The sequence below is a fragment of the Leptotrichia sp. SK-5 genome (assembly GCF_055387215.1).
Map to the genome: position 1 here is coordinate 1,738,384 of NZ_AP028931.1, position 26,485 is coordinate 1,764,868.

General features: G+C 28.7%; 26 protein-coding genes and 1 pseudogene. All 27 read right to left on the reverse strand.

The window, feature by feature from the left end:
* Nucleotides 1-15: 15 nt before the first annotated feature.
* Nucleotides 16-1,343, reverse strand: a pseudogene (locus tag ACZ5B9_RS08750) (ISLre2 family transposase).
* 318 nt (nt 1,344-1,661) lie between these two features.
* On the reverse strand, nt 1,662-2,468 hold the full coding sequence (locus ACZ5B9_RS08755; RefSeq protein ID WP_464422247.1) for an NlpC/P60 family protein: 807 nt from the start codon (nt 2,466-2,468) through the stop codon (nt 1,662-1,664).
* A gap of 27 nt (nt 2,469-2,495) precedes the next feature.
* Nucleotides 2,496-2,936 carry a D-aminoacyl-tRNA deacylase gene (gene dtd / locus ACZ5B9_RS08760; protein ID WP_464422248.1) on the reverse strand — a complete coding sequence of 147 codons (441 nt, stop codon included), beginning with the start codon at nt 2,934-2,936 and terminating at the stop codon, nt 2,496-2,498.
* A 27-nt stretch (nt 2,937-2,963) separates the two neighbouring features.
* Nucleotides 2,964-3,614 (reverse strand): MBL fold metallo-hydrolase, encoded by a 651-nt coding sequence (locus tag ACZ5B9_RS08765; protein WP_021770321.1) that lies wholly within the window; start codon nt 3,612-3,614, stop codon nt 2,964-2,966.
* Nucleotides 3,615-3,658: 44 nt separating this feature from the next.
* Complete coding sequence (locus tag ACZ5B9_RS08770) at nt 3,659-4,714, reverse strand: mechanosensitive ion channel family protein (protein WP_464422249.1); 1,056 nt, start codon at nt 4,712-4,714, stop codon at nt 3,659-3,661.
* A gap of 304 nt (nt 4,715-5,018) precedes the next feature.
* Nucleotides 5,019-6,563, reverse strand: a complete 1,545-nt coding sequence (locus ACZ5B9_RS08775) for a methyltransferase regulatory domain-containing protein (protein ID WP_464422250.1) — start codon at nt 6,561-6,563, stop codon at nt 5,019-5,021.
* An 87-nt stretch (nt 6,564-6,650) separates the two neighbouring features.
* On the reverse strand, nt 6,651-7,475 hold the full coding sequence (gene trmB / locus ACZ5B9_RS08780) for a tRNA (guanosine(46)-N7)-methyltransferase TrmB (RefSeq protein ID WP_315287348.1): 825 nt from the start codon (nt 7,473-7,475) through the stop codon (nt 6,651-6,653).
* A gap of 62 nt (nt 7,476-7,537) precedes the next feature.
* On the reverse strand, nt 7,538-8,686 hold the full coding sequence (locus ACZ5B9_RS08785) for a 3-deoxy-D-manno-octulosonic acid transferase (protein WP_464422251.1): 1,149 nt from the start codon (nt 8,684-8,686) through the stop codon (nt 7,538-7,540).
* A gap of 207 nt (nt 8,687-8,893) precedes the next feature.
* Nucleotides 8,894-9,175, reverse strand: a complete 282-nt coding sequence (locus tag ACZ5B9_RS08790; protein ID WP_464422252.1) for an HU family DNA-binding protein — start codon at nt 9,173-9,175, stop codon at nt 8,894-8,896.
* A gap of 325 nt (nt 9,176-9,500) precedes the next feature.
* On the reverse strand, nt 9,501-10,166 hold the full coding sequence (gene cmk / locus ACZ5B9_RS08795) for a (d)CMP kinase (RefSeq protein ID WP_464422253.1): 666 nt from the start codon (nt 10,164-10,166) through the stop codon (nt 9,501-9,503).
* Nucleotides 10,167-10,287: 121 nt separating this feature from the next.
* On the reverse strand, nt 10,288-11,211 hold the full coding sequence (prmA, locus tag ACZ5B9_RS08800; RefSeq protein WP_464422254.1) for a 50S ribosomal protein L11 methyltransferase: 924 nt from the start codon (nt 11,209-11,211) through the stop codon (nt 10,288-10,290).
* Between the two features lie 17 nt (nt 11,212-11,228).
* Nucleotides 11,229-12,008 carry a TIGR00282 family metallophosphoesterase gene (locus ACZ5B9_RS08805; protein WP_464422255.1) on the reverse strand — a complete coding sequence of 260 codons (780 nt, stop codon included), beginning with the start codon at nt 12,006-12,008 and terminating at the stop codon, nt 11,229-11,231.
* A gap of 205 nt (nt 12,009-12,213) precedes the next feature.
* Nucleotides 12,214-13,788, reverse strand: a complete 1,575-nt coding sequence (gene rny, locus ACZ5B9_RS08810) for a ribonuclease Y (RefSeq protein ID WP_021769401.1) — start codon at nt 13,786-13,788, stop codon at nt 12,214-12,216.
* Between the two features lie 12 nt (nt 13,789-13,800).
* Nucleotides 13,801-14,202: a hypothetical protein gene (locus tag ACZ5B9_RS08815; protein WP_036071057.1), complete on the reverse strand. Its 402-nt coding sequence runs from the start codon at nt 14,200-14,202 to the stop codon at nt 13,801-13,803.
* Between the two features lie 89 nt (nt 14,203-14,291).
* On the reverse strand, nt 14,292-15,155 hold the full coding sequence (locus ACZ5B9_RS08820; RefSeq protein WP_464422256.1) for a lysophospholipid acyltransferase family protein: 864 nt from the start codon (nt 15,153-15,155) through the stop codon (nt 14,292-14,294).
* A 73-nt stretch (nt 15,156-15,228) separates the two neighbouring features.
* Nucleotides 15,229-15,492 (reverse strand): 30S ribosomal protein S15, encoded by a 264-nt coding sequence (gene rpsO, locus ACZ5B9_RS08825; RefSeq protein ID WP_021769398.1) that lies wholly within the window; start codon nt 15,490-15,492, stop codon nt 15,229-15,231.
* A 207-nt stretch (nt 15,493-15,699) separates the two neighbouring features.
* Nucleotides 15,700-16,620, reverse strand: coding sequence for a DDE-type integrase/transposase/recombinase (locus ACZ5B9_RS08830; protein ID WP_464422257.1), 921 nt, complete (start codon nt 16,618-16,620; stop codon nt 15,700-15,702).
* 100 nt (nt 16,621-16,720) lie between these two features.
* Nucleotides 16,721-17,218: a TlpA family protein disulfide reductase gene (locus ACZ5B9_RS08835; RefSeq protein ID WP_464422258.1), complete on the reverse strand. Its 498-nt coding sequence runs from the start codon at nt 17,216-17,218 to the stop codon at nt 16,721-16,723.
* Nucleotides 17,219-17,350: 132 nt separating this feature from the next.
* Nucleotides 17,351-18,739, reverse strand: a complete 1,389-nt coding sequence (locus ACZ5B9_RS08840) for an SLEI family protein (protein ID WP_464422259.1) — start codon at nt 18,737-18,739, stop codon at nt 17,351-17,353.
* Between the two features lie 93 nt (nt 18,740-18,832).
* Entirely contained in the window at nt 18,833-20,734 is a 1,902-nt protein-coding gene (metG, locus tag ACZ5B9_RS08845; RefSeq protein WP_464422260.1) for a methionine--tRNA ligase, read from the reverse strand.
* 64 nt (nt 20,735-20,798) lie between these two features.
* Nucleotides 20,799-21,473 carry a lysophospholipid acyltransferase family protein gene (locus tag ACZ5B9_RS08850; protein ID WP_464422261.1) on the reverse strand — a complete coding sequence of 225 codons (675 nt, stop codon included), beginning with the start codon at nt 21,471-21,473 and terminating at the stop codon, nt 20,799-20,801.
* Nucleotides 21,474-21,610: 137 nt separating this feature from the next.
* A complete protein-coding gene (locus ACZ5B9_RS08855; protein ID WP_021769393.1) occupies nt 21,611-22,171 on the reverse strand; it encodes a TetR/AcrR family transcriptional regulator in 561 nt (186 codons plus the stop codon).
* 37 nt (nt 22,172-22,208) lie between these two features.
* Nucleotides 22,209-22,730: a dihydrofolate reductase gene (locus ACZ5B9_RS08860; protein WP_464422262.1), complete on the reverse strand. Its 522-nt coding sequence runs from the start codon at nt 22,728-22,730 to the stop codon at nt 22,209-22,211.
* A gap of 116 nt (nt 22,731-22,846) precedes the next feature.
* Nucleotides 22,847-23,716, reverse strand: coding sequence for a thymidylate synthase (thyA, locus tag ACZ5B9_RS08865; RefSeq protein ID WP_464422263.1), 870 nt, complete (start codon nt 23,714-23,716; stop codon nt 22,847-22,849).
* 23 nt (nt 23,717-23,739) lie between these two features.
* Nucleotides 23,740-24,201, reverse strand: a complete 462-nt coding sequence (locus ACZ5B9_RS08870) for a tRNA (cytidine(34)-2'-O)-methyltransferase (RefSeq protein WP_036071052.1) — start codon at nt 24,199-24,201, stop codon at nt 23,740-23,742.
* A 49-nt stretch (nt 24,202-24,250) separates the two neighbouring features.
* On the reverse strand, nt 24,251-24,820 hold the full coding sequence (gene ruvC / locus ACZ5B9_RS08875; RefSeq protein WP_021769389.1) for a crossover junction endodeoxyribonuclease RuvC: 570 nt from the start codon (nt 24,818-24,820) through the stop codon (nt 24,251-24,253).
* 64 nt (nt 24,821-24,884) lie between these two features.
* The gene (locus ACZ5B9_RS08880) at nt 24,885-26,465 is read right to left on the reverse strand and encodes a hypothetical protein (RefSeq protein ID WP_455036273.1); all 1,581 of its coding nucleotides are present in this window, start codon (nt 26,463-26,465) and stop codon (nt 24,885-24,887) included.
* Nucleotides 26,466-26,485: the final 20 nt, after the last annotated feature.

The window sequence follows — 26,485 nt, forward strand, 5'->3', positions numbered from 1 at the left end:
TTTTGACTGCTTTTTTTAAAATATTTTACTTTGTGATATTTCTTTCAAAACTTCCCTAAGCGGACATTCTCCTCCTCTCAAATATGGCATATTTGTGCTTTTTCCTGTTTCATTAACAATTTCTGGCAAGCATTCCATCTCTATTGCCTTTTCTAGTGAACTCGTTCTTTTGCCGCTAAAGTACAATTCATACGCCTTTTCCCTGTCTTTTCCATAGTTTGCAAAGAAAGTGTGATATAACGCTCTTGCCATTATCTTTCTTCTTGAAAACGCTTTCGGCCTGCTTGACAAAAATCTTGAGCATTCGTGGGACACAAGGGCTTCCGTCCTTGAGCCTATGTAATCCTCTTCAGTATATATCCTCCTTATCTTCTCATGCTGGTTAAGCAGCATCTTCATCTGCTCCTTTCTTCTCTGGCTCACATTCTCCTTTTCCTTGAAATTTTCATAAAAGTTTTCAAGTTCTTTAAAATTATCTCCCTTTAGCCATTTGTAAAGTTTTTTTGATATTTCCTTGTCCCTTTTAGAAATTTCAGCTATGGCTTGTCATAGATGTGTATTGGCTTGTAAATTCCAAGTTCTCCTACAAAGCTGTCTGTCCATATTCCTCCATCAGAGTTGACAATTAGTTTCTTTTTGTCCATACTGTATCTTTTTTCAAGATAGTTAAGCACATACTCCGACACTTCCTCAAGCGATACGGATGCAGGAAACATTATTGTGTGCTTGTCAATGAGTTTGTTCCTGCCTGTGCAGATTTCTTCAATTCCACGATGTATTACAATCATCCTCATATATGTATTTCTACTTCTTCTACACTTCATATGATCTTCATCAATCTCCATATATACTGGTGAATTATCATCTCTTTCAAATCTTTCAATATCAAGTTTCGGCATTTGAAAAGAACTGACAAGATTATACACGGTAGCCCTTGAAACACCGTAAGTTTTTGCAAGAAATGAAGCTGTAGTATGCTGACATTCAAAAAGTATAGTAAAAATCATCTCCTCAGAAAGCCGTCTATACCGCTTAAGTCCAATTTTTTCATCAATGTAATAGTGAATGCCTGTTTTTTTGTTTACATATTTTCGACGTTCAAAAGTTACATCTCCGAAGGCAGTGGTAACAGTTCTTTTAACAAATCCTTTGCTTTTAAACTTATCATTTCTTTCATCGGAATGAAAAAAGGCATCGTCAACTCTTTTGACATAAACTCTAAACAGCGTTTCAAAGGCCTTTGAGACAAACAGCTTAAACTGCTGCTCAAACGGAAGTTTGAAGGAAAAAATATTTTTAAAAAAAGTCTTTACAAGTGAAGAAAAATTTGATATTCTAATCATAGAGGAAACCACCTTTCAATAGGATTTGGCGATTATATTGTAACTGGTTTCCTCTTTTTTGTTAATTTGAAATTTAATTAAATTTATTTGCCCCTATATTTTTTACTCTGTCGCATACTCAATTTCCCGTTGACGAACACGGTATATTTCTGATATACTACTCATATGAAAGGTTTCTCCTTAATGTGGTTTGGTAGATTTACATTATATCAGAAACCTTTCTTTTTTTGTATATTCTTGTCACATATGTATTATCTCACAACAAAAAATAAAATAATAAAAAATATGTATCTAAAAATACATATTTCTTAAATTTTATTAAACTTCTCTTATTCTCACACCGTATTTAAAGTATTTATTCCAGTATGTGTTTTCCAAAGTCGAAATTACAACTCCTTTAGACGTTGATGCATTAATAAAAAGTGTGTCTCCTAAATAAACTGCTGTATGATTATTTTTCTCCTCTGGTCTAAAAAATACAATATCTCCAGGTTTTAAATTTTCTTTTGAGACATGAGAACCCATTTTAATTTGCTGCACAGTTCGTCTTGGTAATTCATATCCATATACTTCACGATACACTCTACGAGTTAAAGCTGAACAATCCATACCATACTCTGAATCTCCACCAAGCTCATATTTAGTTCCTTTCCAGTTACTATACGATTTTAACAATTCATTTTGTAATTTCATTGTTTTCTTTTCACTAAATGTTCCACTTTTTAATATTTCTTGATGTTTTCTTTTTAGTTCAGATAGTTTTTGTAATACTAATTGTGAATTTGGCATTGAACGATCTACTAACTTGTTTTCATCAAATAACTTTGTTACTCTTAAATTGTCTATACTTTCATCTATATAAGCATTGCTATTTTTATTTGATTTTTCTATTTTAGTAGTTTCCTGTTTTGAATATTTTGTTTCATTCTCGTTAGTATTTTTTTTATTTTGTACAACTTCAATAGTAATATTTTCATTATCTACATTATTTGATGTTAAAAACTTATTATCGTTGTTCCTTTTTTTGTTACCACTTGCACTTTCATTAACTCCTTTTGTTTGCAACCCTGTACATCCTACTGTTAATAACATACAAGTCATTGTTATTGCTGATTTTCTTACCATCTTTACGACTTTCTCCCTTCTCAATTTTTATTTTGAATCAATTATCAAATTTACAGGTCCATCATTTTCAGAAATAATTTTCATATGTTGCCTAAACTCCCCTATTTCAAATTTAACATCTGTTTGTTCTAACTTTTGAACAAATTGATTATAGATTTTTTCTGCTTTTTCAGCTGGTGCTGAATCAGTATAGCTTGGTCTTCTCCCTTTTTTTGTATTTCCATAAATCGTAAAATTACTTACAACCAATAATTCTCCATTTATATCCTTCACTGACAAATTCATTTTGTCATTTTCATCATTAAAAATTCTTAGATTCAGTAATTTATCAATACAAAAATCAATATCTTTTTCAGAATCTTTATTGGAAACTCCCACATATGCAACTATTCCCTTATTAATTTCTCCTTTAAATTTATCATTCACAAATATTTTTGCATAATTTACTCTTTGAATTATTATTTTCATTTTTTCCTTAATTCCATATCTTTAAATTTAATAGTATCTTTTTTCTACACCAATTGTAGTATCAAAAGAATGACCAGGATAAACCTTCACATCTTCATCTAATGCTAATAATTTTTTTAACGATTTTCCCATTTGAATTGGATCACTTGTAGGTAAATCTACTCTCCCATAAGTTCCAGCAAACATTGTATCTCCAGAAATTAACACTTTGTTAGCTTTATCATAATAGCAAATATCCCCTCTACTATGCCCTGGAGTTTCGATTATCTCAAAATTAAAAAGTCCATTGTTAACATTTTCTTCAGTTACTTTCCCATTTTTCCCTAATTTATCATTCTCTTTCAAAGTTATAATCTGAGCATCACTGCTTAACTCAAATTCTCCTTCCCTCCATGCCAATAGCGACAATTCTGGATTAAACAAAAATTCATACCCACCTTCACTTATATAAATTGGAACTTTCTTATATTCCAATACAGAAGGGATTCCTAGAATGTGATCCCAATGTCCATGAGTTAAAAGAATTGCCAATAAATTTAAGCTATTATCCTTGATATAGTCAATAACTTGTGTCATTTTTTCTTCTCCAGGATCTACAATATAACAGTCATTTTCATAAGAAATCACATAACAGTTACTTTGTGCTGCATTGTCATTCAAAAATCTTCTTATCTCCATCGTCTCTCCTTAGTTATCCGTAATTTTTTTTATAAATCAATATTTTATTTAATCATGTGTATATCCATTTGTGGATAGGGTATTTCAATACCTTCCTTATCAAATTCAGTTTTTATTATTTCGTTTAATTTCAATTTTAATGTTAAATAATTTTCACTTCTTGTGTAAACATATACATAAAAAATTATGGCTGATTCTCCCAATTCTCCAACGCCTATTACTGGTTTTTTGGAAGCTAAAATCAATTTTTCATCATTATTATAAACATTTTGTCCTATTACTGTACTTTCTAAATCTTCCATTTCATCATCAACTTGATCATTAGAATTTTTACTTGCTTCTTTTTCAGCTTCTTGCATTTTTTTTCTTGAAAAAATTGTTGAAAAAAGATTTATTTTAGTTTTTTCCTTTGTTTCTAATATGCTATTTTGTAATTTGATTAATAAGTTTTTTCTGCTCTCAGTTTCTTGAATCTCATCCATTGTTTCCGTCTTAATAATTCGTTCTAAAATTTTTTTTACTTTTTGAATATCGCTGTTGTAGGAAACTCCGATTCTCAAATCCAGTCTACGTTCTCCATTTTGCTTAATATTTCTGATTTCAGTATTTGTAATTATTCCGTTGGGTATAATTACAAGTTCATTTTGTGGATTTAACATTTTTGTATAAAACAATTCAATTTTCTTTACTGTACCAAGATAATTGTTATATTCGATTGTATCTCCCACCTTAAATGGCTTAAATGTCAAAATTATAAGTCCACCGCAGAAATTCCCTAAAGTTTCTTTAAATGCAATCCCTAACACAATTCCAGTTGCTCCTAAAAAAGTCGTAATAGAAGTTGCATTTATACCAAGAATTCCTATTGAAACATAAATTAAAATAAAATAATACAAAATAGAATAAATTGAAATCAAAAAAGAAGCAAGACTTTTGTCTGTATTCGCTTTCTCTAATATAATTTTTAGTATTTTTTCAACTCTATTTTTAAATACCTTTCCTATTTTTATAATTAAATAAATTATAAATAGTTTAAACAGATTTGTTTTCAAAAACTTAATTGTATTATCCCATTCTAAAAATTTTTGTAATTCCTTCATAGTTTCTCCTTTTTAGTTCTAGATTAAATCCATTTTAAAATCAAACTCAAAAATTATCACTAAATACTGTTATTTATGATTTAAAAAAGCTTATATACAGTATAAGTTAAAAAAATTTGAGTATATTTTGAATATTCAATGAAATTACTTAAATTTTTCACAGGCTTTTTATTATATCATGTTTTTTTTATTCTGTCTATGAAAAAATATAATAATTTCAATAATGTAAAAAATATATCAAATACTACATTTTGTAAATAAAAAATGTGACAAGCATTCTTTACACTTATCACATCTTATTATTTTATTTTTTTGTAAAATATCCTATAAATTCAAGTTTCTTTATACTTTCAGGTAAGTATTCCGAAGCCTCAATTTCTGTTTTTTCCCCATCCATTGTCGTTCTGTAAATAGGTGTTTTTGATAATTCTTCCAAAATTTCTGATTCTGGTTTTGGTTCTGATAAAATATCAGCAACTATTACATCAACATCGTTTAAATCACTTATAATTTCATTTCTAGAATTTGCTATTCCAACTATATTGACTCCCTCTCCCACAATAAGAGTTCTCAAATAATTTCTAAATGTTTCTGGTATATAAACTTTGTTTTCTTCATAAAGCACAGTTTCATTTTCAGAACAATAAAATTTTATTTTACCATTAATCATACTGTTCAAAATAAATTTTCTCAAGTTTGCAATAATTTCTTTTTCTTTATTTTCTTCACTTTTATCTTGTGTTTTTAAATTTTTCCATATTGTCATTCCATCTTGAACTCTAAAACTTTTATTAGGGTTTTTTACTAATTCTAACATAATAGCTTTTATATTTTCTTCATTTATTGTTTCCAATTCTCCTTCTGAATATTTTAATGTGAAAAAGAATGAATCTAATATCTCATTTGAAAAACTTTCAGTAAAATTAAGTTTTTCCGCTTGGCTTTTTTTACAAATTAAAGATCTTCTAAATTTAGTATCAAGTATATAGTCAAGACATTGCTCTTTTATAACATGATCTCCTTGTGAAAGTTGTTGCAGTTTTTGGACTGTACTATCATTATAAACACTTGCGATTGAGAGTCTTAACGCAACATCTGATATATATTCCAAATTTTCTTTTCTTACTAAATCTACAAATTCATGTAAATACATTGGCTTGTTAAAATATTCAAGATATTCATGAGCCACATAATAATCCTGCATATTTAGAATTTCTTCAATTTGTCTAATAAAATCTCCTTTTTTTTCAGAGATGTCGTTATAACTTTTCATCTGATCTGCTACAATTGAAATAAATGCTTTTCCACGTTGATTTTTATCTCCAAGTGCAACTTCTGGAAAATATTTATTTGCATAAAGCATCATTTCACGTATTTTATCAGGTTCTTTCCATCCAGGATATGTATTGTAAGAAATATATGCAATTCCTTCTTCTGTAAGATTTTCATTACATATTTTCAGAATTTTTTCCTTTACATTTTCAGGAACCCAAGAAAATACACCATGAACAATGATATAATCAAATTTCCCAAACTCTTCATTTATGTCTAAAATGTTTTTTTCAATTAATTTTACATTTTTCAAACCAATTTTTTCAATTACTTCATTTCCTTTTTTTACTTGTTCTGCCGTCAAATCAATACCAATATATTCAGATTCTGGATTATAAAGTGCTTGTGTTATAATATTTCCACCAAATGATGATCCTAATTCCAAAACTCTCGCTTTTCTTGAATCTTTTGGCGTCAATCCATATAAACGTCCATATGCTTCTAGTAACGCTGGAATAGTATAATTAAATGGATTAGATTTGTAAAGCAGTTCGTTATATGTATTTTTATTTTCCATAGTTTTTATAATAAGAATAATTTGAGGTACAGTTTTCTATTTCTGTTTTTCAAACCATTTTCTTATTACCTCTCCTTTCAATATTTATTATTTAATTTTTTTTATTTCAATATATTTAATATTCATATTATGTTTACTCAAAAACATTTGTTCGAATTCTGTTTTAATATTCTCGCTTGCTTTCTCTGAATTATGTAAATCACGTGTATGGTAAACAATTTCATAATTTTCAAGTGTTTTTACTAATTCCAAAACATCCTCATAATACTTTTCGTGATCTGTTTTAAAAAATAACTTTCCGTCTATTTTTAAAATAACATCTAATTTAGAAAATAATTCCTCATTTATAACTCTTTTTTTCTCTTCACCTTCCCAAGGATCAGGGAAATTAATATATACACCCGAAATTTCATTTTTACCAACAAAATCTAGTATTGTTTCTCCTCTTTTTCTGACAAAAAGAATATTTTTTAACTTTCTTTTTTTAGACTTTTTTGCTCCAAGAACAAGCCGTTTAAATCGTAATTCTAATGCAATATAGTTTCTATCTTTAAATTTCTCTGCATTCTGTACAGTAAAATTACCACTTCCACAGCCAATTTCAAGATAAATATCATTATTATTTCCAAAAAATTCATTCCATTTGCCACAATATTTATCTACATCTGTATTATTGTACATCAAATACTCAGGAAATTCAAGCATTTCACACATATATTTGTTATAATTTTTTTTTGGCTTTTCAAAAAAATATTTCCAAATCTCCTGTTCATTTATAATTTTACTTTTTTCTGCATTTATTTTTTTGAATTCATCATTTACTTTTTTTATATTTTCTCTCTTTTCCTTTTCAGCTTCTGTTATTTCAATTTTTTGTCCATTTTTCCCTATAACTTTAATTTTATTTTCCATTTTTTAATTACTTTCCTTAAACTTTTATTTTTATAATTTTTAAATTTTTTTTTGCAATTTAACTAATATATTTCGTTCAATATTTTATCAATTTCATTATTTTTTTCAAAAAACTCTCTTGTGTCAATATTTTCAGATTTTTTCAAATATTCAATAATTTCATCCTTATTTTTTACAATTTCCACAAATCCTAGTTCTTTGGCATCTTTTACTATTTCTTCTATATTCTGAAAATATTCACCAATAATTGGCTTTTTCCCATAATACAACGGCTCTAAGATAGAATGTCCTCCAATGTCAACAAGTGTCCCACCAACAAAAACAAAATCTGCTAGCTGATAAAAATCTGTCAAGACTCCCATTTTATCAACTACAATTATTTTTTTCCAATCTTGAGTTTTAAAATTTATTTTTTCTTTTTCAATTTGTGTAATTAATGAATAATCATCTTTTGAAAACTTTTCCAAAATAATATTCTCAATTTCGCCAAGTCTCTCAAGATGTCTAGGAACTAGCACTAATTGATATTCATTATCAATATTTATCATCTTAAAGACCTCAAGCCAGATTTTTTCCTCGTTAGGACGCGTACTTCCACACACGATTACTTTCTTATTTTTATCTATAATTGTATCCAAATAATATTTTTTCTGTTCGTTAGAAATTTTATTATATTTAATTGAATATTTTAAATTCTTGTAAACTTTAATTTTATTTTTATCAATTCCCAGCCTTTCATATCTTTCCTTGTCTGGAATACTTTGGACCATTATTTTCGTAGCACAATTTAATGTTTTTCTTATAAGCCATCCAAATTTTAAATACGACTTCAATTTCTTTTCAGTCAGCCTTCCATTTACGATAAATAATTGACCATTTTTTTGAGCAAAATAATACAAATTTGGCCAAATTTCAGTTTCCACAACTATTGTTTTTTCTATTTTATATTTTTTATAAATTTTTTTCATTGCAAAAAAATCATCAAGTGGAAAATAAAATATTTTTACATTTTTATCTTCAGAATATATTTTACTAACTGCAGAAAATCCAGTATCCGTCATAACAGAAAGTATCACCTTTTGATTTTTCTCACCTTTCCTGGCTTGTAATATTTTTTCAATTAATTCTTTTGATAAATTAAATTCTCCAACTGATGAGAAATGAACAAGTATTGCTTTTTCATTATTGTTTAGGAAATTGTTATTTTCCATTTTCTGAAACAGACGTGTTTTAAAAAAATTTAATAGTTTTTTATTGAAAATTGATAAAATCATTATTATAAAATATAACAAAACTCTTAATAAATTATATAAAATCATATTTTTCCTATCTGTAAATTTTATATTTTATGCAAAAAGACTATCTCTTAATGATTTTTCATTTAGAAATAGCCTTTCCATTAGTTTGTGAAGTAAAAATTATTTTCCTTCTGCTACGCTGTCAGCTAATTTTTTACCTACTTTAAACTTAACAACTTTTTTTGCAGGTATTTTAATTTCTTTTTTAGTTTGTGGGTTAATTCCTGTTCTTGCTGCTCTTTCTTTTACTTCAAATGTTCCCCATCCAACAAATTGAACTGAATCTCCTTTTAATAAAGTTTTTTCAACTGTTTCTAAAAATTGGTTTACCAATTCTTCAGATCTTTTTTTAGTTTCTCCAGTTGCTTTTGCGTAAGCATCTACAAATTCTTTTTTTGACATATTAATCAAACCTCCAATTTTTTTCTTCTTGCAAATTACTAGACTATTATACACTATTTTAAATATTTGTCTAGTGTTTTTTTTAAAATTTTTCATTTTTTTCTATTTTTTTACATTTCTATGGATTTTCTAATTTAAAAAAAATGCAAATTATGCTAATTTTTATACTTAAAAAAATTATATATATGGATAAAATAAGTTTTCGTTTTTGAATTAAATTTATATTATCGTATAATAATTTTTATAAAAATACAAATTAAGTATTCGAATAATTAATTTTCTAAACTTATTTACTTAAAATATAATTTAAAACTAAAAATTGATGTTATTTTTTAACTTCAATATTGTTAATTTTTTTTCTTACTATATTCAAAATTTCATTTTTTACTTCCTCAATATTTTTAGAAGTTGTATCCACTTCAATTGCCTTATCCGCTTTTTTTAATGGACTTTCTTTTCTTGTAGAGTCAATTTCGTCCCTTTTCAAAATATTTTCATAAATTTCTTCAATTCTAACATTTTCGCCTTTTGCAACAAGTTCATTATATCGTCTATTTGCCCTTTCTTTCGCATCTGCCACCAAAAATATTTTTACATCTGCATTTGGAAAAACAACTGTCCCAATATCGCGTCCATCCAGAATAACATTTTTTGATTCTGAAAATTTTCTCTGTAAATCCACCATTTTCTCACGAACCTCACGTATCACCGCAATATCAGATACATTTTCCGAAACAACAGGCTTTCTAATTTCCTCGCTCACATCAATATCATCCAAATAAAAGCCATTTTCTTTAATATCAATGCTCAAATTATCCAGCATTTTTATAATTTTGTATAAATTACCCAAAATCCCATCATTTAAAGCCTTTAACGTAACAAGCCTATACATTGCCCCTGTATCAAGATAAACAAGTCCCAGATCCTCTGCAATCAATTTTGCGATGGTACTTTTTCCGCTTCCAGCAGGACCATCAATAGCAATTATCATATTTTCCTACTTTCTATTTTATTATTTTTATTCCATTTTCTATTTTTACATTTTAATTATTTTAAAATTGAAAATTTTGACTATTTCACAAAAATAACGAGATTTTTCAACTTTAAATCAATTAGTTTTTATATTTAAAAACAAGTGACACCCAGTTATTTTTTTCTTTTCTATCAATTTGTCCCAAATTATAATTTTCAGCCTTTTTCACAAATGTCTCTTCTTTTTCGCTCAAAATTCCAGAAAAAATAACAGTTGCACCTTTTTCTAGAGTTTTTTCTATATCTTCAAGCAATTTTTCCAAAACATCCACCAAAATATTTGACACAACTAAATCATATTTTTCACTGACATCATCTACCAAATTTCCAATTATCACTTCAAAATTATCATTTATATCATTTTTAGAAAAATTTTCCAAAACCACATCTCGAACTTTTTCATCAATATCAATTCCAACAACTTTGTTCACACCTAATTTTTTCCCAATTAACATTAAAATACCTGAGCCACACCCTATATCCAGTAATTTCTTTTTACTTTTGCAATATTTTTCCAAAAACTCCACACACAAAGATGTCGTTTCATGTGTACCTGTCCCAAAAGCAAGACCTGGATCAATTTCAATTACAATTTCATTATTTTCTGGTTCATACTTATCCCAACTTGGTTTTATAACAATATTGTCAGTTATGTTTACAGTGTGAAAATATTTTTTCCACTCATCTTGCCAGTCTTCGTCATTACATTTAGCTGTATAAATTTCATACATAAACTCTGCATCTGAGTTCTGAAATTCGTTTAAATTATTAAAAATAATATTTAATTTTGTATTTGCAAATCTATTGTCAACAATGTATCCAATAATACTCCAAACCTCATTTTTTAGAGAGAAATTAGCATTATAATCAAGTACATTTTCAGAAAAATAATCAATAACTTCTATCTGTTTAATTCCAATTTCATCAAACATATTTACTAATTTTGTCTTCGTTTCTTCTAAATTATCTGAAAAATAATCTACTTTTACTTTTATCCATTTCATTTTTTTATTTTCCTTTTTTATATTTCGTCATATCCCATGTTTACACGTTTAATTGATACTGTCTTGCCAGTCTTTTCATTTACTTCCAGTTCAATACCATTAATTCTTAAATTTTCTTCACATACAGAGTATCTTGTTGGCATTCCATCCTTAAATCTTTGTATACTTTCCCTTCTATTCATTCCCAGAATACCATCATGTCCTCCAGTCATCCCTATATCTGAAATATAGGCAGTTCCTCCAGGTAAAATTCTCTCATCTGCTGTCTGTGTATGTGTATGTGTTCCGTAAACTGCCGACACTTTTCCAGACAAGTTCCAACCCATTGCCTGCTTTTCTGAAGTAGCTTCTCCATGAAAATCAAGAATAATGATATCCGTTTCTTCCTTAATCTTTGGTAAAACTTCCTCTACTGCCAAAAATGGGCAAGCAATCGGAGGCATGAATACTTTGCATTGTGCATTTATAACTGCCACTTTCACTCCATTTTTTTGAACAATTGTATAACCGTTTCCTGGTGCTTCCTTCGTATAATTTATTGGTCTAATCAGATTTTTTTGCTCATTGATATAAGCGTAAATTTCCCTTTTATCCCAGCTATGATTTCCAAGAGTGATAACATCTGCTCCTCGCTCAAACATTTCCTTTGCAATCTTTACATTTATTCCAAATCCACCAGCTGAATTTTCTCCATTTACAATGATAAAGTCATAATTCTGTCTTCGTTTTTCCAAGTATTTAAACAATGTAGTTCTGCCTGGTTTACCGACAATATCACCAATTATTAAAAATTTCATGTAAAATCATCCCTTTGCGTCTCAAATTTATCTAATATTTATTATACTACATATTATCATTTTTTTATAGTTTTTCTTAATTTATTTTTTCTATATTTTAATTTTTCAATTTTAAGCTTATTTTATTATAAAAAGAGCCCCCCAGAATAAAAATTATCTCAAAGATATTTTTAACGGATAAGCTCTCTTTTTAATTAGTTTTTATTTATTTTGCATATTCTACAGCTCTAGTTTCTCTAATAACCGTAACTTTTATCTGTCCTGGATATTGCATCTTTTCTTCAATTTCTTTTGCTACATCTCTAGCAAGTATCGTAGCTTTATCATCATCAATATTATCTGGATGAACAATTAATCTTAGTTCCCTACCAGCCTGAATTGCATACGAACTTTCAATTCCTTCATGACTATTAGCAATTTCTTCCAATTGTTCCAGACGTTTTAAATAATTTGATAATGTTTCACGTCTTGCTCCTGGTCTTGAGGCTGAAATAGAATCGGCTGCTTGTACTAACACAGCTTCTATGCTTAACTGCTCAACTTCATTATGGTGAGCTTCTACAGCATTTATTACAATTTCACTTTCTTTTGAAAATTTTCTTAAAAACTCTCCACCGTTTAAGGCGTGAGAACCTTCCTGCTCGTGTGAAAAGGCTTTTCCAATATCATGCAGTAATGCTGCTCTTTTGGCTATATCTACATTTGCTCCTATTTCTGCTGCAAGAGCTGCCGCTATATGTGCAACTTCTATTGAATGTTGTAAAATATTTTGTCCAAAAGATGTTCTGAATTTTAAACGCCCAAATACTTTTAATACTTCACGTGGCAATGTTGGAATTCCAACTTCAAGAATTGCCTGTTCTGCTGCATCCAATATACTTTCATCTACTTCATGCTGTGCTTTTGCTACAACTTCCTCTATTTTTGTTGGGTGAATACGTCCATCTGAAATCAGTTTTTCAAGTGCAATTCTTGCAACTTCTCTTCTAACACCATCAAATGATGATAAAACAACTGCTTCAGGTGTATCATCAATTATTAAGTCAACTCCTGTTGCTGCTTCTATGGCTCTAATATTTCGTCCTTCACGTCCAATGATTCTACCTTTCATTTCCTCACTTGGAAGTTGAATAACAGAAATTGTTGAATCAACCACATAATCCGATGCTGCCTTACCAATTGCAGTAGAAATAATTCTTTTAGAAATTCTATCTTTTTCTCTATCAAGATTATATTCATAGTCTCTTATTAATACAGCTTTATCATGATCCAGCTCATTTTCAAGTTTAGTTAAAATGATTTTTCTAGCATCTTCCTGAGTAAGTTCAGAAATTCTTTCAAGTTCTTTTTCTTCATTTGCAATCATTTCGTCTAATTCTTTTTCTTTGCGAGATAATTTTTCACGATATTTTTCTGCTTTTGCTTCTTTCTCTTCTAGACGTTCCATTTTCGTTTCTAATGTTTCTTCTTTTTTTGCAATTCTTTCTTCTTTTGTAGCAAGTTCTGATTTCATTTTTTTTATCTCGTCATCTGCTATTTTTTTCTCATTTAATAATTCTTCTTTTACCTTTAATGTTTCTTCTTTCCTAAACGATTCAATTTCTCTTTCAACTTCTTTTTTTGATGTCTCAAGTCTTCTTTTAGCATCAATGATTTTTAATTCCAGTTCGCTTAGTTCTCCATATTTTTTCTTAAATATTGAACTTCCAAAAAAATAAGCTATAAAAAAAGTCAAAAAAGAAAAAATAACAATCAACAGAATAGTTATTGATATGTGCATTTTTCTCCCTTCTTATTTTTTTTCAGCTACATTTGAAATCTTCCAAGTATTACCATCTGTTTTCTTCCAAGTTAATTTATAATAATTACTTTCTGTTGCAAAATTAATTACCATCAGGCTATTTGCCTTATTATTTGATACGACATTTACATCAGAAAAAACAAATGTCAATCCCGAAAGATCGTATTCTTGCATTTTTTTTACAATAATATTATTTTTAAATGTAGGTAAAAAAATTTCTTTTAATTTATCATATTCATTTAAGCTGGCAGCTTCTTTCAAATCTTCAGTAACTTTCATTATCTCAGTACTAATAACATTTGTTTCTGCACGAGACATTTTGTTAGTAGAAGCAGTTAAACTAGTACAGCTTGTAAGAATTAACAAAATAAATAGACATAAATATTTTTTCATATTTTCCTCCAAAAACTTCGTCATTTAATTTTATCACAATTTTTCCACATATTCAAGTTAGAAAAAATAAAATTTTTGCTTTTTTTGCTTTATTTTTTCTTATTTCTCCATCTCTTGTGTTGCCACATATACTGCTCTGGATATTCTCTAATGATTTCTTCAAATTCATGATAAATTTTTTGCATATTATACTGCATTGTTTCCTTCAATTTTGCTTGTTTTTCAATTTCAATAATTTTTTTATTTTTGACACGAATTACATCTCCATCAAATATAGCATAAGCTAATACTATGGGTATCTTATGTTTAATTGAAAGTAACACAGGTCCTGCTACACCAGTCGTTTCTCTTCCAAAAAAAGTTACATTCACATCTTTTCCATAGTGATCTGAAGCCAGTGCAATGATCGATTTTTCATTTATTGCACTTCTTAGTGCATCACTATCATGTAATGGTAATGAATTAAGCCCTCCTTTTTCACGCCATTTGGTCATCAAATCATTGATTTTTCTATTTTTCTGATTTCTAAATACTGCATAAAACTTTCTAATATTTCTCATCTTACTTCCAGCTTCAAATCCACCTAAGTGAAGTGACACTATTAATACAGCCTTTTCATTATTCTCACAAGCCTGTTTCATAATCTCATCATTTTCCACAACTGTATTGCCATTCTGTGTAATTTCCTCCAAAAAAATCGAAGTCATAATCATTTTTCCCATTGTTTTATAGGATTCTTTCGCAATTCTTTCTATTTCTTTCTCATTTTTTTCAGGAAAAGCATTTTTTATATTATCTATAGCAAGTAATCGCCGTTTTTTTATAGCATAATAGGCAATTATTCCAAAATTTTCAAAAATTTTATATCTCATTTTAAGAGAAAAAATTGACAAAACTTTTTTTAATAAAACAACAAAAAATCCTGTTATTTTCTCACTTACTTTATATTCCATTTTATTTTTAAACTCCTTAAAATTTATTTTCAAAAAAAGAGCATACATAAAATACGCTCTTTTATCTTAATTACTATTTTCTGATTCCTAGTTTTCCGATTAATTCTCTGTAATCGTCTACGTTTCTATTTTTAATGTAGTTTAATAATCTTCTTCTTTTACCAACCATTTTTAATAATCCTACTCTTGAGTGTACATCTTTAGGATGTGTTTTCAAGTGAGCTGTTAAATGGTTGATTCTGTCTGTAATCAATGCTACTTGCACTTCAGCAGATCCTGTATCTTGTGCGTTCTTCCCGAATGCTTCAATAATTTCTTTTTTTGGTTTTAATGCCATTGTATTTCCTCCTAATAATTATTATTTAAACCAAGAATATAGCGGCAAACTTATATTCATAGTATAAATTCAAGTGTTATTCTATCACATATTTCTTTTTTTGTAAAGAATTTATTTTGCAAAACTAGCTGTTAATGTGTATAGATGTCAAACATTTGTTACAAAAATATATTAAAAAAAATATTTCTTTCCTAATGTATCTTTAACCTACTGATTTTCCTTGTACTCTTTTAATACTTCATTTGGACTCTTAAAGCCCAGTACTTTTCTTGATATGTTGTTGTATCTTGTATTGTATTTCCTTATTGCCCTTAATAGTTCTTCCTTGCTTTTAAATTTCTTGTCTGCATAGTACTTGCTGTCAAGCCTGTGGCTTCTTTCCACTTTTCCATTCTCCCATGGCGAATATGGACGGGTTGTCATGTACTCTATCCCCTTCTCCTCCAGTTTCACCTCAAACAGCGTTTTCTTATCACTTTCAGAATTTGTGAACTCTTTCCCGTTGTCTGTCTGAACTTTCTTTATGTCAAATCCCATCTCCTTTTCCAAGTTCTCTAGAAACTTTGCGGTCTGATAGGTACTTTTTTCATCTGCTATCCTTAACACTCTTTTTCTTGTATATTCATCTAATGCCGTTATTTGATAATACTTCTGGTCACGTGTGCCAAACTGTATGCATTCTTCTGGAACATATTTTATGTCTATCTGTACTCTTTCCCCGGGGTACTTCGCCTGTTCAACCTTCTTTTTTCTTTTATGCTGCTTTTTAGGCTTTTCTTTGGCATTGCCCTTCATTTTCCTTATTATCTTGCACATTGAATCGTATGTACGGCTGTAGCCTTTCTTTCTTGCTTTGACATAAACTTTTGCCAGCCCTTCATAGCCAAATTTCCTGTACTTTTTCATAACCAGCTCTATTTCTTCTTGCGTGTGCTGGTTTGGATGGCTTTTAGGTCTTCTGCTTTTTGGCAGAAGAGACTGGACTGTGCCGTCATATCTGTCTCTCCAACGTTTTATCTGCTGACGTGATGTCTTATACTTCACTGCTGCCTTTGAATTATTATTATGTTTTATTGCATACTCAATTGCCCGTTGACGAACACGGTATATTTCTGATATACTACTCATATGAAAGGTTTCTCCTTAATGTGGTTTTGGTAGGCTTACATTATATCAGAAACCTTTCTTTTTTTGTATATTCTTGTCACATATGTATTATCTCACAACATTATTTTGCAAAACTAGCTGTTAATGAATCAAAATCTACAGGTAACTCAAGAGTTTCCTCAACGTTTTCATTATTTATTTTTACATTAAATGGAAATCCTGTAACATTAAATCCTCTTGCAATTGCACCACTTTCATCATAATATATTGGGAATGTATATTGATTATTTTTTACATAAGTTTGAACCTTTCCAAGGCTTGATAGATTATTTGTGAACACGACTACAACATTTACTTTATCTTTATTTGCATCATAAAATTTTTGTACTTCTGGCATTTCTTCTTTACAATGAGGACACCATTCAGCCGCTACAATGAATAATGTTTTTTTACCATTATTCAGTATTTTTCCACTATCAATTGTTTTACCATTTAAGTTCTTTAATTCAAAATTAGGTACTTTTCCTTTTCCATCCACATCAATACTAAATTCCTTTGAACTTCCACAAGATACTACAAATAGTAGAAGCAAAGACATCATTACAATTATTTTTTTCATTTTTTCTCCTTAATTTATTTTTTGTTGTTCAAAACAACATTTTACTATACAAGTATACACTATATTTATTAGAATTTCCTATAATTTACCTAAGCTAAAAGATAATATTGAAATAACTTCTGAATCTATTTTTTAATTTGTTAAATAAGCATCAAAAATTTCTCCAATATCATAGCCATTTTCCTTTGCAACTTTGAAATAGAATTTTGATTTCTGCTTGTTCTTTTTGTTATAATAATAAACTCCCAAATTATAAAAAGCTGTCGTATTAAGCTTTGCAGCAGCTTTTAAATTCAAAATTCTTACCATTTTATCAGTTTCAGGATAGTAAAGACTTAAATCAACCATTGAATAATCATCACCGCTATTTACAAGTCTTTCAAGTATTTTTTTTGCTTCTTTACTTTGTTTTATTCCTACTTCTTCAGCTTTTGCAGGATTCTTACTTGTTTCCATATCTTCTAAGATATAAGCAAGTTTATAACCTGCAGAAATTGAACCCAGCGAATATGCCTTATTGTAAATATTTCTAGCTTTTTTTATTTCTTTTTGAGTTTCGTATAAACGTCCCAGATAGTTCATTGAATCAATGTCGTTTTTATTTGCAGCTCTCTGATAAAATTCTTCGGCTTTTGTAAAATCTTTTAAATTTTCATAAATAAATCCTTTATACCCTAAAATAAGAACTTCATCAGAATTTGTATCATCTAGTATTTTTAATGCCAGATCATAATTCTTTTCGCCTTTTACAAGTCTAGATGCTAGCTCAAATGCTGCTAAATAATATTTATTTTGTGAAAATACCTGATTATAAATTTGGACAGCTTCTTCTTCCTTATCGTCATTTTCCAAAAGTTTTGCTTTTGCATACAGTGCTGGTGAATAATTTTCAGACAGAAAATCCTTTAAGATGTCGTATGCTTTTTCAGGATTTGAAACTTTTTCTAAAACTAATGTTCCTAGTTCCTTTTTTTCTTCCGTCGAAATCGTTCCCTCATTTAACTTTTTATTTAATTCTTCTATACGTTTATAAAAATTCATCATATTTTTATTGTATTCATAAGAATAAAGAGCATAAATTTCTCCAGCATCTTTACCTTTTTTTAAATATTCCTGTGCTTTTGTAAACTCCAGTTTATTTTCGTAAATATTTCCAATCATATAATACGCTTTTATATTCCCCTGCTTTGTTGCACTTTCAAGTAAATCTAGAATTTGAGTCTCATCTCCGTTAGTCTGCTGCAATAAAAGTGCCTGATAATATTCGGCAATCCCTTTGCTTTTTTTCATATATCTATTAAAAAACATTGTTCCATTTTCAGCAAGATAAGTGTAGGCAAGTCCGTAAATATCTTCATTTCCTAATTTTGCTGATTCATTCATATTTTTCATTATATGTTCGTAGTCTTTTTTTTCTAAAATTCCAATAAGACTTTTTTCAAGTGCATCATAACCTGTATCAGTTTTTGAGCAAGATACTGAAAGCAATAACACAAATAATATATTTATCCATTTTTTCATATTTTTATCACATGTCCTATTCGTTTAAAAATTGTTCCCCCCGCTTTTTTGTTCTTTTTTTAGTTTACAAATTCAGATTCATACTCAAACTGTTTATTTTACAGTTGTTCCAATTTTTACCTCATCATTTATAACTACCAATTTTGTTTTTTTCTTTTCTGTAGTTGTTAAAAGCATTCCTTGTGACAATTCACCTTTTAACTCAACTGGATTTAGATTTAATACAGCCTGTGCTTTTTTTCCGACTAATTCCTGCTCATTTGGATACCATTTTGCAATCCCAGAAATAATCTGTCTCTTCTCTTTCCCCGTATTTACAATGAATTTTAACAATTTATCTGCATTTTCAATTTTCTCTACTTTTTCAATTTGAACAACTTTTATTTCAATTTTATTAAAATCATCTATTGTAATTGGATTTTCAATTTTCAAGTTTTCATTGTAGTCTTTTTTAGGCTCTTCTTCCAGCTCAATTCTTGGAAATAATGGAACTGCTTCATTCAATTTATTTCCACTAGGATAACTTTTCCATTCTTTTATATCGTCCAGATGTATTTTTGTCACATCTTTGTCAAGTCCTAACTGATTTATCATTTTTTGTGCAGTTTCTGGCATAAATGGCGAAATCAGCACTGCAATTTTGTAAAGTGAATCGACTAAGTTGTACATAACAGTTGATAGCCTGTCTTTTTGGCTTTCATCCTTTGAAAGTTTCCAAGGCTCACATTCATCAATGTATTTATTCATTCTTGAAATAAATTTCCAAATATCCTTTAATGCCTCAGAAAATTGATAATTATTTATATGCTTATCTAAAACAATCAATGTATTTTTCCATAATTCCTTAATTTCGATATCAAAACTTTCTTCAACTTCATTTAATACAACTTCTGAATTAAAATATTTTTTTTGCATTCCAATCGTTCTATTAAGTAAATTTCCCAAGTCGTTTGCCAAATCGGCATTTATTCTCTGAACCATTGCCTTTTTAGAATAATCAGCATCCTGACCAAAAGTCGCCTCTCTCATCAGATAGTACCTAAAAGCATCAAGTCCATATTTTTCAACTTCTTCCTCTGGATTAACAACATTTCCAAGTGATTTTGACATTTTTTCACCTTCCACAGTCCACCAGCCATGTGCTGCAATCGTATCAGGCAACTTTATTCCAGCTGACATAAGCATCGCAGGCCAGATTATAGCATGGAATCTCAAAATATCCTTCCCAACAACATGATTTACAGTTCCATTAGTCCAGAACTTATCAAACTGCTCTGTATCAGTTGAAAATCCTGCTCCTGTCAGATAAATATTCAAAGCATCAAACCATACATAAATTATATGTCCTTCTTCCAGTTCTAATGGTATTCCCCAATCAAATGTAGTTCTTGAAATTGATAAATCTTGAAGCCCTTGCTTTATAAAGGCAATTACTTCATTTTTCTTTCCTTCTGGCTTTATAAAATCAGGATTTTTTTCAATATGTTCCAATAACGCATTTTCATATTTGGATAATTTAAAAAAATACGAAGTTTCTTTTACATCAATAACTTCTTTTCCCATATATTTTCCATCAACAAGCTGATTTTCAGGAACAAAAGTTTCTTCAGAAACACTATATTTACCAACATACTCTCCTCTGTAAATATCCCCCTTGTCATGCACTCTTTTTATTATTTCTCTTACAGTTTTTAAATGTCTTTCCTGCGTCGTTCTTAAAAAATCTGTATTTGAAATATTTAACTTTTCCCATAAAGTTGTGAAATTAAGAGACATTTTATCTACCCATTGCTGTGGTGTAAATCCATTTTTTTCAGCTGCTTCCTGAATTTTCTGTCCATGTTCATCGACTCCAGTCATAAAGCCAACTTCTTTCCCAGTTAACCTTTTGTATCTGGATACAACATCACATATTATAGTTGTGTAAGCTGTTCCTACGTGCGGTGCGGCATTAGGATAATAAATTGGCGTTGTTATGTAAAATGGTTTTGACATTTTTTTTCCTCCTTCTGATTTTATAATATTTATGTCTGTAGTTTTATATTTTTAAAGTTATTATTTATGTAAAACTTTCTTCTTTAAAGTCAACATTTTTGTTTTTATTGTATTTTTTATTGTAAATTTCAAATGCCTTATTTCCAGCCTGATGTATTTTTTCTTTTACTAATTTTATTGACTCTTCTAAAGTTGTTTCCTTTGTTAAGTAAAATGGCTCTGCAACATAATGAACACATCTAGAAAATGGAACAGGTATTTCAAGTTTGTCCCACATATTCTTAAAAATCCACTTTTTACTGCAATAAGAACTAACTGGAACGATTGGCATTCCTGTTTTCTGTGCTATAAAAATTGCCCCTGCCTTAGGCTCAAAAATAGGTCCTCTTGGTCCGTCTATCGCAATTCCAAGTGTATAATCTTTTTTAGCGTATTTCATAGCTTCTTTTAAACTTTTTATGTTATCTCTATTCGAGGATCCTCGAATAAGCTCATTGCACTCCCTTTTAAGAAGTTCAGCCAATATCTCACCATCTTTTGACGCACTTACAATAGAAGCTTTTTTCTTAATAATTCTGGTGGCGTTACACACTGTAAAAATTTTTCTATGCCAGAAAACGATAATATTTGCACTATTCATTTCTACTCCATCCGCATAAAAATATTCCTTTCGTGTCATAAAACTAAGTATTCTATATACAATGTGAAGAATTGCACCTAAAAATTTATATTTATTCATTTTTTCTCCCATTATTTTTAAATTATCCTCAAATCCCTTAATAAATTAATAGTTTAATATTAAGTAAAATAATCATAACTTTTCTTATATTTTTAGATTCTTGAAAATTTGTTTAAAGCTTATTTAAAATAACATTTTTATATTTGCATTTTAAAATGTTTTGCTATTTCTGAAATTTTACTTTCTATCACTTCGTTAGTTTCATTTTTTCTATAATTATCATCAAGTCTTGTACAAAGCAAAGTTGCATAACCAAATAAAAAGTACCATATTTTATTTACAGCTTTTTTGGCTTCTTCTTCCTCCAACGCTGGAAAACTTTCCAATAAATTTTGTTTTGTCAAAAGTTCATTTAACGTTTCTTCATAAAGTTTTTCAAATCTTTCTGTTGTATCTAAAAAAATTGTCCTGAATAATTCCTTTTCTTCTCTTGCAAAAATTGCAAAACCAATCGCACCACTTAATATTTTTCTTTCAGAATAATTTCCATATAAATATTTTTTTAATTTCTCTTTACACACATTTATAATTTCTTCCTTTAATTCATCAACTGTACTAAAATTAAAATAAATCGGTGCTGTTGAACATTTTAAGTAATTAGCAATTTTCCTGACACTAATATTTTGAAACCCCTCTTTTTTCATCAATTCATATCCCGCCTCAATCACTACTTCCTTCGTAAATTTAAGCCTAGACATATTTTCTCCTTTTCAGATTTCCATTTGTTTATAATTTTTATACATTAATTTTTTCATAAATGCAAAATTTCCAGCCATCATAGTTTTCTTCTGTCAAAGTTACCCATTTATCCAACTCTATTTCTGGAAAATAAACATCTGCCTCAGTATCAGAAAAATCAATATGGCTCATATAAATCCTTTTTATAATTCCCATTTTAAGAGATTTTTTGTAAATCTCCCCTCCGCCAATAATAAAAATCTCTTCTGTAAAATCTTTATACTTTTCAATAACTTTTTGAAAATCATCATAAAACTCCAGCTTCGTAGTTTCATTTTCATATTTTTTTTTATCTTCTTTAAATTTCTCATCTGTTTTAAAAAAATCCCTAGATAAAACTATATTTGTTCGATTTGGTAAAGCCCTACCTATGCTTTTATAAGTATTTCTTCCCATAATAACAGTCTTTTCTGTCGTTATTTTCTTAAAGTTTTTTAAATCTTCAGGAATATGCCACAAAAGCTGATTATTTTTCCCAATTTCATTATTTTTCCCAACAGCGACTATTAAGCTAAACATAAACATCACCTTTCTGCTGCATCTTATTTTTTATACTAAAACTACTCTAAAATCCAAATAAGAATTTAATTTGATTTCCACTTAGGTTTTAAAGAAGTTTTAGTATAAATTTTTGATTAAACCGCAACTTCAAATTTAATTACAGGATGGCTTTCATAATCCTCCAACGTAATATCCTCAAATGTCAATTCATTAAATGGCTTATCTGCAATCTTGATTTTTGGAAGTTTTAAGGGCTCTCTTGTCAGTTGCTCCTTTAGTCCTTCAATATGATTTTCATAAATATGAGCATCAATTATTGTATGAGCAAATTCTCCAACTTCATATCCACATTCTTTTGCAATCATCATTGTAAGCAATGAGTAACAAGCCAGATTAAACGGTATCCCAAGTGCAATATCTCCGCTTCTTTGAGTCAAGTGGCAATTAAGTTTATTACCAAGAACATTAAATGCAAAAGTATAATGGCATGGTGGCAATTTACTAATTGTCGCATTTCCTGGATTCCAAGCCAAAACTATCATTCTTCTTCCATTTTTGTGATTAGGATTTGTTTTCATTTCCTTTAGAGTGTCAATAATATACTGAATCTGGTCAAATACAAGCTGTCCATTTTCTTCTCTAGTTACCCAAGGATTATTTTCATCAGCAAAAACTTCTCCATCTAACGAAATTTCAGGCACTGGATACCTTCTCCAGAATCTTCCATAAGCTGTTTCGAGTCTTCCTTCCTCATCCGCCCAAGCATCCCATATTTTCGTCTTTTTTCGCAAGTTTTTAATATGCTCTTCTCCCGACAAATACCAGAACAGCTCGTGCAACATCGAGTTAAAATACATTTTTTTTGTTGTCAAAAGGGGATAACCCTCGCTTAAATCTACTTTATATGAATAAGCAAAAGTAGAAATTGTATCAACTCCTGTCCTATTTTCTTTTTTCACTCCATTGTCAAGTACATACTTAACCATATCCAGATATTGTTTCATTTTCTCTCCTAAATTTCTTTAAATTAATATTCAAAACCATTCTGTCTCAAAGCTTCAAACAGAACAATCGCCACAGCATTTGACAAATTCAGTGAACGTCCAAGCGGAAGCATTGGGATTGTAATATTATTTTCCTTATATTTATTTAATATTTCTTCTGGTATTCCACGTGATTCAGGCCCAAACATTATATAATCGCTGTCATTAAATTTTACATCTGTGTACCTTTGTTTTGTTTTTGTTGTTGCAAAATAGATTTTTGCATTACTGTTTTCGATGTTTTCCTGCCAGAAGTGTTCCCAGTTTTCCCATACGAAAAGCTGTACATCTTTCCAGTAATCTAGCCCTGCACGCTTTATTTTCTTATCATCCAGTTCAAAACCGAGAGGTTTTATTAAATGTAATTTTGTGTTTGTTAAGACACAAGTTCTTCCTATATTTCCTGTATTTACGTGAATTTCTGGATTTAATAGAACTATGTTCATTTTATCTACCATTCTTTCTATTTAAGTTTATTTTACCATACAAATCTATTTATTTCATCAATTTTTTGTAATCTTCAAGTTTTATTCGATTAGAAGTAATTTTATTTAATTTTTTGGTAATGTTATCTCCTCTATCAAAACCGCCAAATCCTATTTTTGAATTAATATGGGTAATTGCGATGGCAAGTGCATCTGCGGCATCATCAGGCTTTGGAATTTCTTCCAATTTTAATATTAATTTTACCATTTCCTGAATTTGTTTTTTTTCAGCTCTACCATAACTTGCAATTCCCATTTTTACTTGAAGCGGAGTGTAACTGTATAAATTCAATTTATTTTTCTGCCCTACTAAAGTTATGACTCCACGAGCCTGTCCAACTTTTATTACTGTTTTTTGATTTTTAAAGAAAAATAAGTCCTCGATAGCCATATCAGTCGGTTTCCATAATTTTATTATATTTTCCAATCCATCATAAATTTTTTCTAACCTTATTGGCATATCTTCATCTTTATCCGTAAAAATACAGCCATAATCAAGTGGCGTATATTTTCCATTTTCATAATCTACAATGGCATATCCCACTATCGCTGTACCAGGATCTATCCCCAAAATTCTCATATTTCTCCTAGTCTAATATTGTGTTTTTTATTATATCATACTCAACGGATGTATGCAAATTTCACTAAAAATTTTTTTCTATATAATTTTTGGCATAATCCACATAACTGTTCAAATCAATATCAGCATAATTATCAAATTCATCTACGCTCGTTTCGACCTTTTTTACTTTATAAAGACTACTGTTTATATCACCAAATCCGTATTTTTCATAATATTTTTCTTGTTTTTGAATAACTACTTTGTTCATTCCAGTTGTAGCAAAATATAATCGGTATTTTCTAAATTTATCAAGGACTTCCTTGCTTTCAAACATCATTTGTCCGTTTTTATCACAAGCGTAAATATCTTCGTAAACCGATGCATACATAAAAAATATATCTGGATTTTTTATAAAAATTTCCTCTACAGCCGTCATCACATCTTTTTTTTCCCAAAAATATAATTTCAGCACTTCTGCTATCCATATATGATTTTTTGGCATAATCAGCTTATTGTAACGATATTCATTTGTTCCCTTTATTTTATCCTTTATTTTATACAAAATGGAATTTTTATTTTTCAAAAAATTATCTACATCAGTTATATCAAAAATATTGTTATACTTCTCATTTATTTGAATTTTTATTTTATTTAAAATTTCATCATTTACATTTGTTATAAAGATATTATTTTCTGATGTTGCAATTACATCTATATTTTCTTTTGCAAAAACTCTTTTTATCCGTTTTACAATACTTGTCCTGTATCTATTTAGTATATCTTTTGAAAATGAAGACTTTAATAAAAGTTCTTCTGGTATCTTCTTTATTATTTTTTTATCTTTTCCAGAAAAAAGTTTATTGTCAATGAGCCATTCGTATAAATAGTCTTTTTTTATTGATAATTTGTACACTTTTTCCTGCAAATAATTATTATAGTCATTCATTTTCATTTTAACTGAATAATTTATTTTTGGCTGACTGGAAGAAGAAGTTTCACCATGTAAAAGCAAAGTTATTAATTTATCATTATTATAATTTAAATATTTTATTTTCTTTTTAAGCTTCATATTGTTACTGTAACTTCCATTTGTAATTATATTCAAAAGATTTTCCTTTTCATCCCAGTTACTTTTTTCTTTTATTATAAAATTGTACATTTTTTCTGTTGCCAGTACATCCTGCAGGCAATAATCAATCACTTTATCCACAATTTCATCATATATATTTTTTTTAATTACGTAATTAAAATTGGCAAAATCCTGTTCCTCAATATTATCCCCACAATTAAACTCAAATCCTTTTACACCTAGATTCAAATTATATTCATACGCCAAGTCATACGAGTAAAACTCATGGTTTTCATTCTTATACTCATCCTTGGGCATGTTCCTTATTATTTTTAATTCATTATTTAATTTTTTCCTGTTTACATTTGTATTTCTATATTTTAAAAGATTATTAATTACAATATCATCAAATCCGTGTCCTGCATAGGAAATTAGCACATTTTTAGAAACTATATCGTAAAAAAGTTTTTTCTGACGGTTAAAATTATCTGAGTCAATAATTAGGATTTTATCATCATTTAATTTTTTTAACACCACACAAAAATAATTTGGAAAAACTTCAATATCAAATACATATTTATTTGACTTCTTCATATATTATTATCACCACTTTT

What these genes read in the sequence shown, in the direction of transcription:
- ACZ5B9_RS08755 (WP_464422247.1), bottom strand. Translation starts at nt 2,468, where the DNA reads ATGGTAAGAAAATCAGCAATAACAATGACTTGTATGTTATTAACAGTA.
- dtd (WP_464422248.1), bottom strand. Translation starts at nt 2,936, where the DNA reads ATGAAAATAATAATTCAAAGAGTAAATTATGCAAAAATATTTGTGAAT.
- ACZ5B9_RS08765 (WP_021770321.1), bottom strand. Translation starts at nt 3,614, where the DNA reads ATGGAGATAAGAAGATTTTTGAATGACAATGCAGCACAAAGTAACTGT.
- ACZ5B9_RS08770 (WP_464422249.1), bottom strand. Translation starts at nt 4,714, where the DNA reads ATGAAGGAATTACAAAAATTTTTAGAATGGGATAATACAATTAAGTTT.
- ACZ5B9_RS08775 (WP_464422250.1), bottom strand. Translation starts at nt 6,563, where the DNA reads ATGGAAAATAAAAATACATATAACGAACTGCTTTACAAATCTAATCCA.
- trmB (WP_315287348.1), bottom strand. Translation starts at nt 7,475, where the DNA reads ATGGAAAATAAAATTAAAGTTATAGGGAAAAATGGACAAAAAATTGAA.
- ACZ5B9_RS08785 (WP_464422251.1), bottom strand. Translation starts at nt 8,686, where the DNA reads ATGGAAAATAACAATTTCCTAAACAATAATGAAAAAGCAATACTTGTT.
- ACZ5B9_RS08790 (WP_464422252.1), bottom strand. Translation starts at nt 9,175, where the DNA reads ATGTCAAAAAAAGAATTTGTAGATGCTTACGCAAAAGCAACTGGAGAA.
- cmk (WP_464422253.1), bottom strand. Translation starts at nt 10,166, where the DNA reads ATGATAATTGCTATTGATGGTCCTGCTGGAAGCGGAAAAAGTACCATC.
- prmA (WP_464422254.1), bottom strand. Translation starts at nt 11,211, where the DNA reads ATGAAATGGATAAAAGTAAAAGTAGATTATTTTTCAGATAATTTAGAA.
- ACZ5B9_RS08805 (WP_464422255.1), bottom strand. Translation starts at nt 12,008, where the DNA reads ATGAAATTTTTAATAATTGGTGATATTGTCGGTAAACCAGGCAGAACT.
- rny (WP_021769401.1), bottom strand. Translation starts at nt 13,788, where the DNA reads ATGCACATATCAATAACTATTCTGTTGATTGTTATTTTTTCTTTTTTG.
- ACZ5B9_RS08815 (WP_036071057.1), bottom strand. Translation starts at nt 14,202, where the DNA reads ATGAAAAAATATTTATGTCTATTTATTTTGTTAATTCTTACAAGCTGT.
- ACZ5B9_RS08820 (WP_464422256.1), bottom strand. Translation starts at nt 15,155, where the DNA reads ATGGAATATAAAGTAAGTGAGAAAATAACAGGATTTTTTGTTGTTTTA.
- rpsO (WP_021769398.1), bottom strand. Translation starts at nt 15,492, where the DNA reads ATGGCATTAAAACCAAAAAAAGAAATTATTGAAGCATTCGGGAAGAAC.
- ACZ5B9_RS08830 (WP_464422257.1), bottom strand. Translation starts at nt 16,620, where the DNA reads ATGAGTAGTATATCAGAAATATACCGTGTTCGTCAACGGGCAATTGAG.
- ACZ5B9_RS08835 (WP_464422258.1), bottom strand. Translation starts at nt 17,218, where the DNA reads ATGAAAAAAATAATTGTAATGATGTCTTTGCTTCTACTATTTGTAGTA.
- ACZ5B9_RS08840 (WP_464422259.1), bottom strand. Translation starts at nt 18,739, where the DNA reads ATGAAAAAATGGATAAATATATTATTTGTGTTATTGCTTTCAGTATCT.
- metG (WP_464422260.1), bottom strand. Translation starts at nt 20,734, where the DNA reads ATGTCAAAACCATTTTACATAACAACGCCAATTTATTATCCTAATGCC.
- ACZ5B9_RS08850 (WP_464422261.1), bottom strand. Translation starts at nt 21,473, where the DNA reads ATGAATAAATATAAATTTTTAGGTGCAATTCTTCACATTGTATATAGA.
- ACZ5B9_RS08855 (WP_021769393.1), bottom strand. Translation starts at nt 22,171, where the DNA reads ATGTCTAGGCTTAAATTTACGAAGGAAGTAGTGATTGAGGCGGGATAT.
- ACZ5B9_RS08860 (WP_464422262.1), bottom strand. Translation starts at nt 22,730, where the DNA reads ATGTTTAGCTTAATAGTCGCTGTTGGGAAAAATAATGAAATTGGGAAA.
- thyA (WP_464422263.1), bottom strand. Translation starts at nt 23,716, where the DNA reads ATGAAACAATATCTGGATATGGTTAAGTATGTACTTGACAATGGAGTG.
- ACZ5B9_RS08870 (WP_036071052.1), bottom strand. Translation starts at nt 24,201, where the DNA reads ATGAACATAGTTCTATTAAATCCAGAAATTCACGTAAATACAGGAAAT.
- ruvC (WP_021769389.1), bottom strand. Translation starts at nt 24,820, where the DNA reads ATGAGAATTTTGGGGATAGATCCTGGTACAGCGATAGTGGGATATGCC.
- ACZ5B9_RS08880 (WP_455036273.1), bottom strand. Translation starts at nt 26,465, where the DNA reads ATGAAGAAGTCAAATAAATATGTATTTGATATTGAAGTTTTTCCAAAT.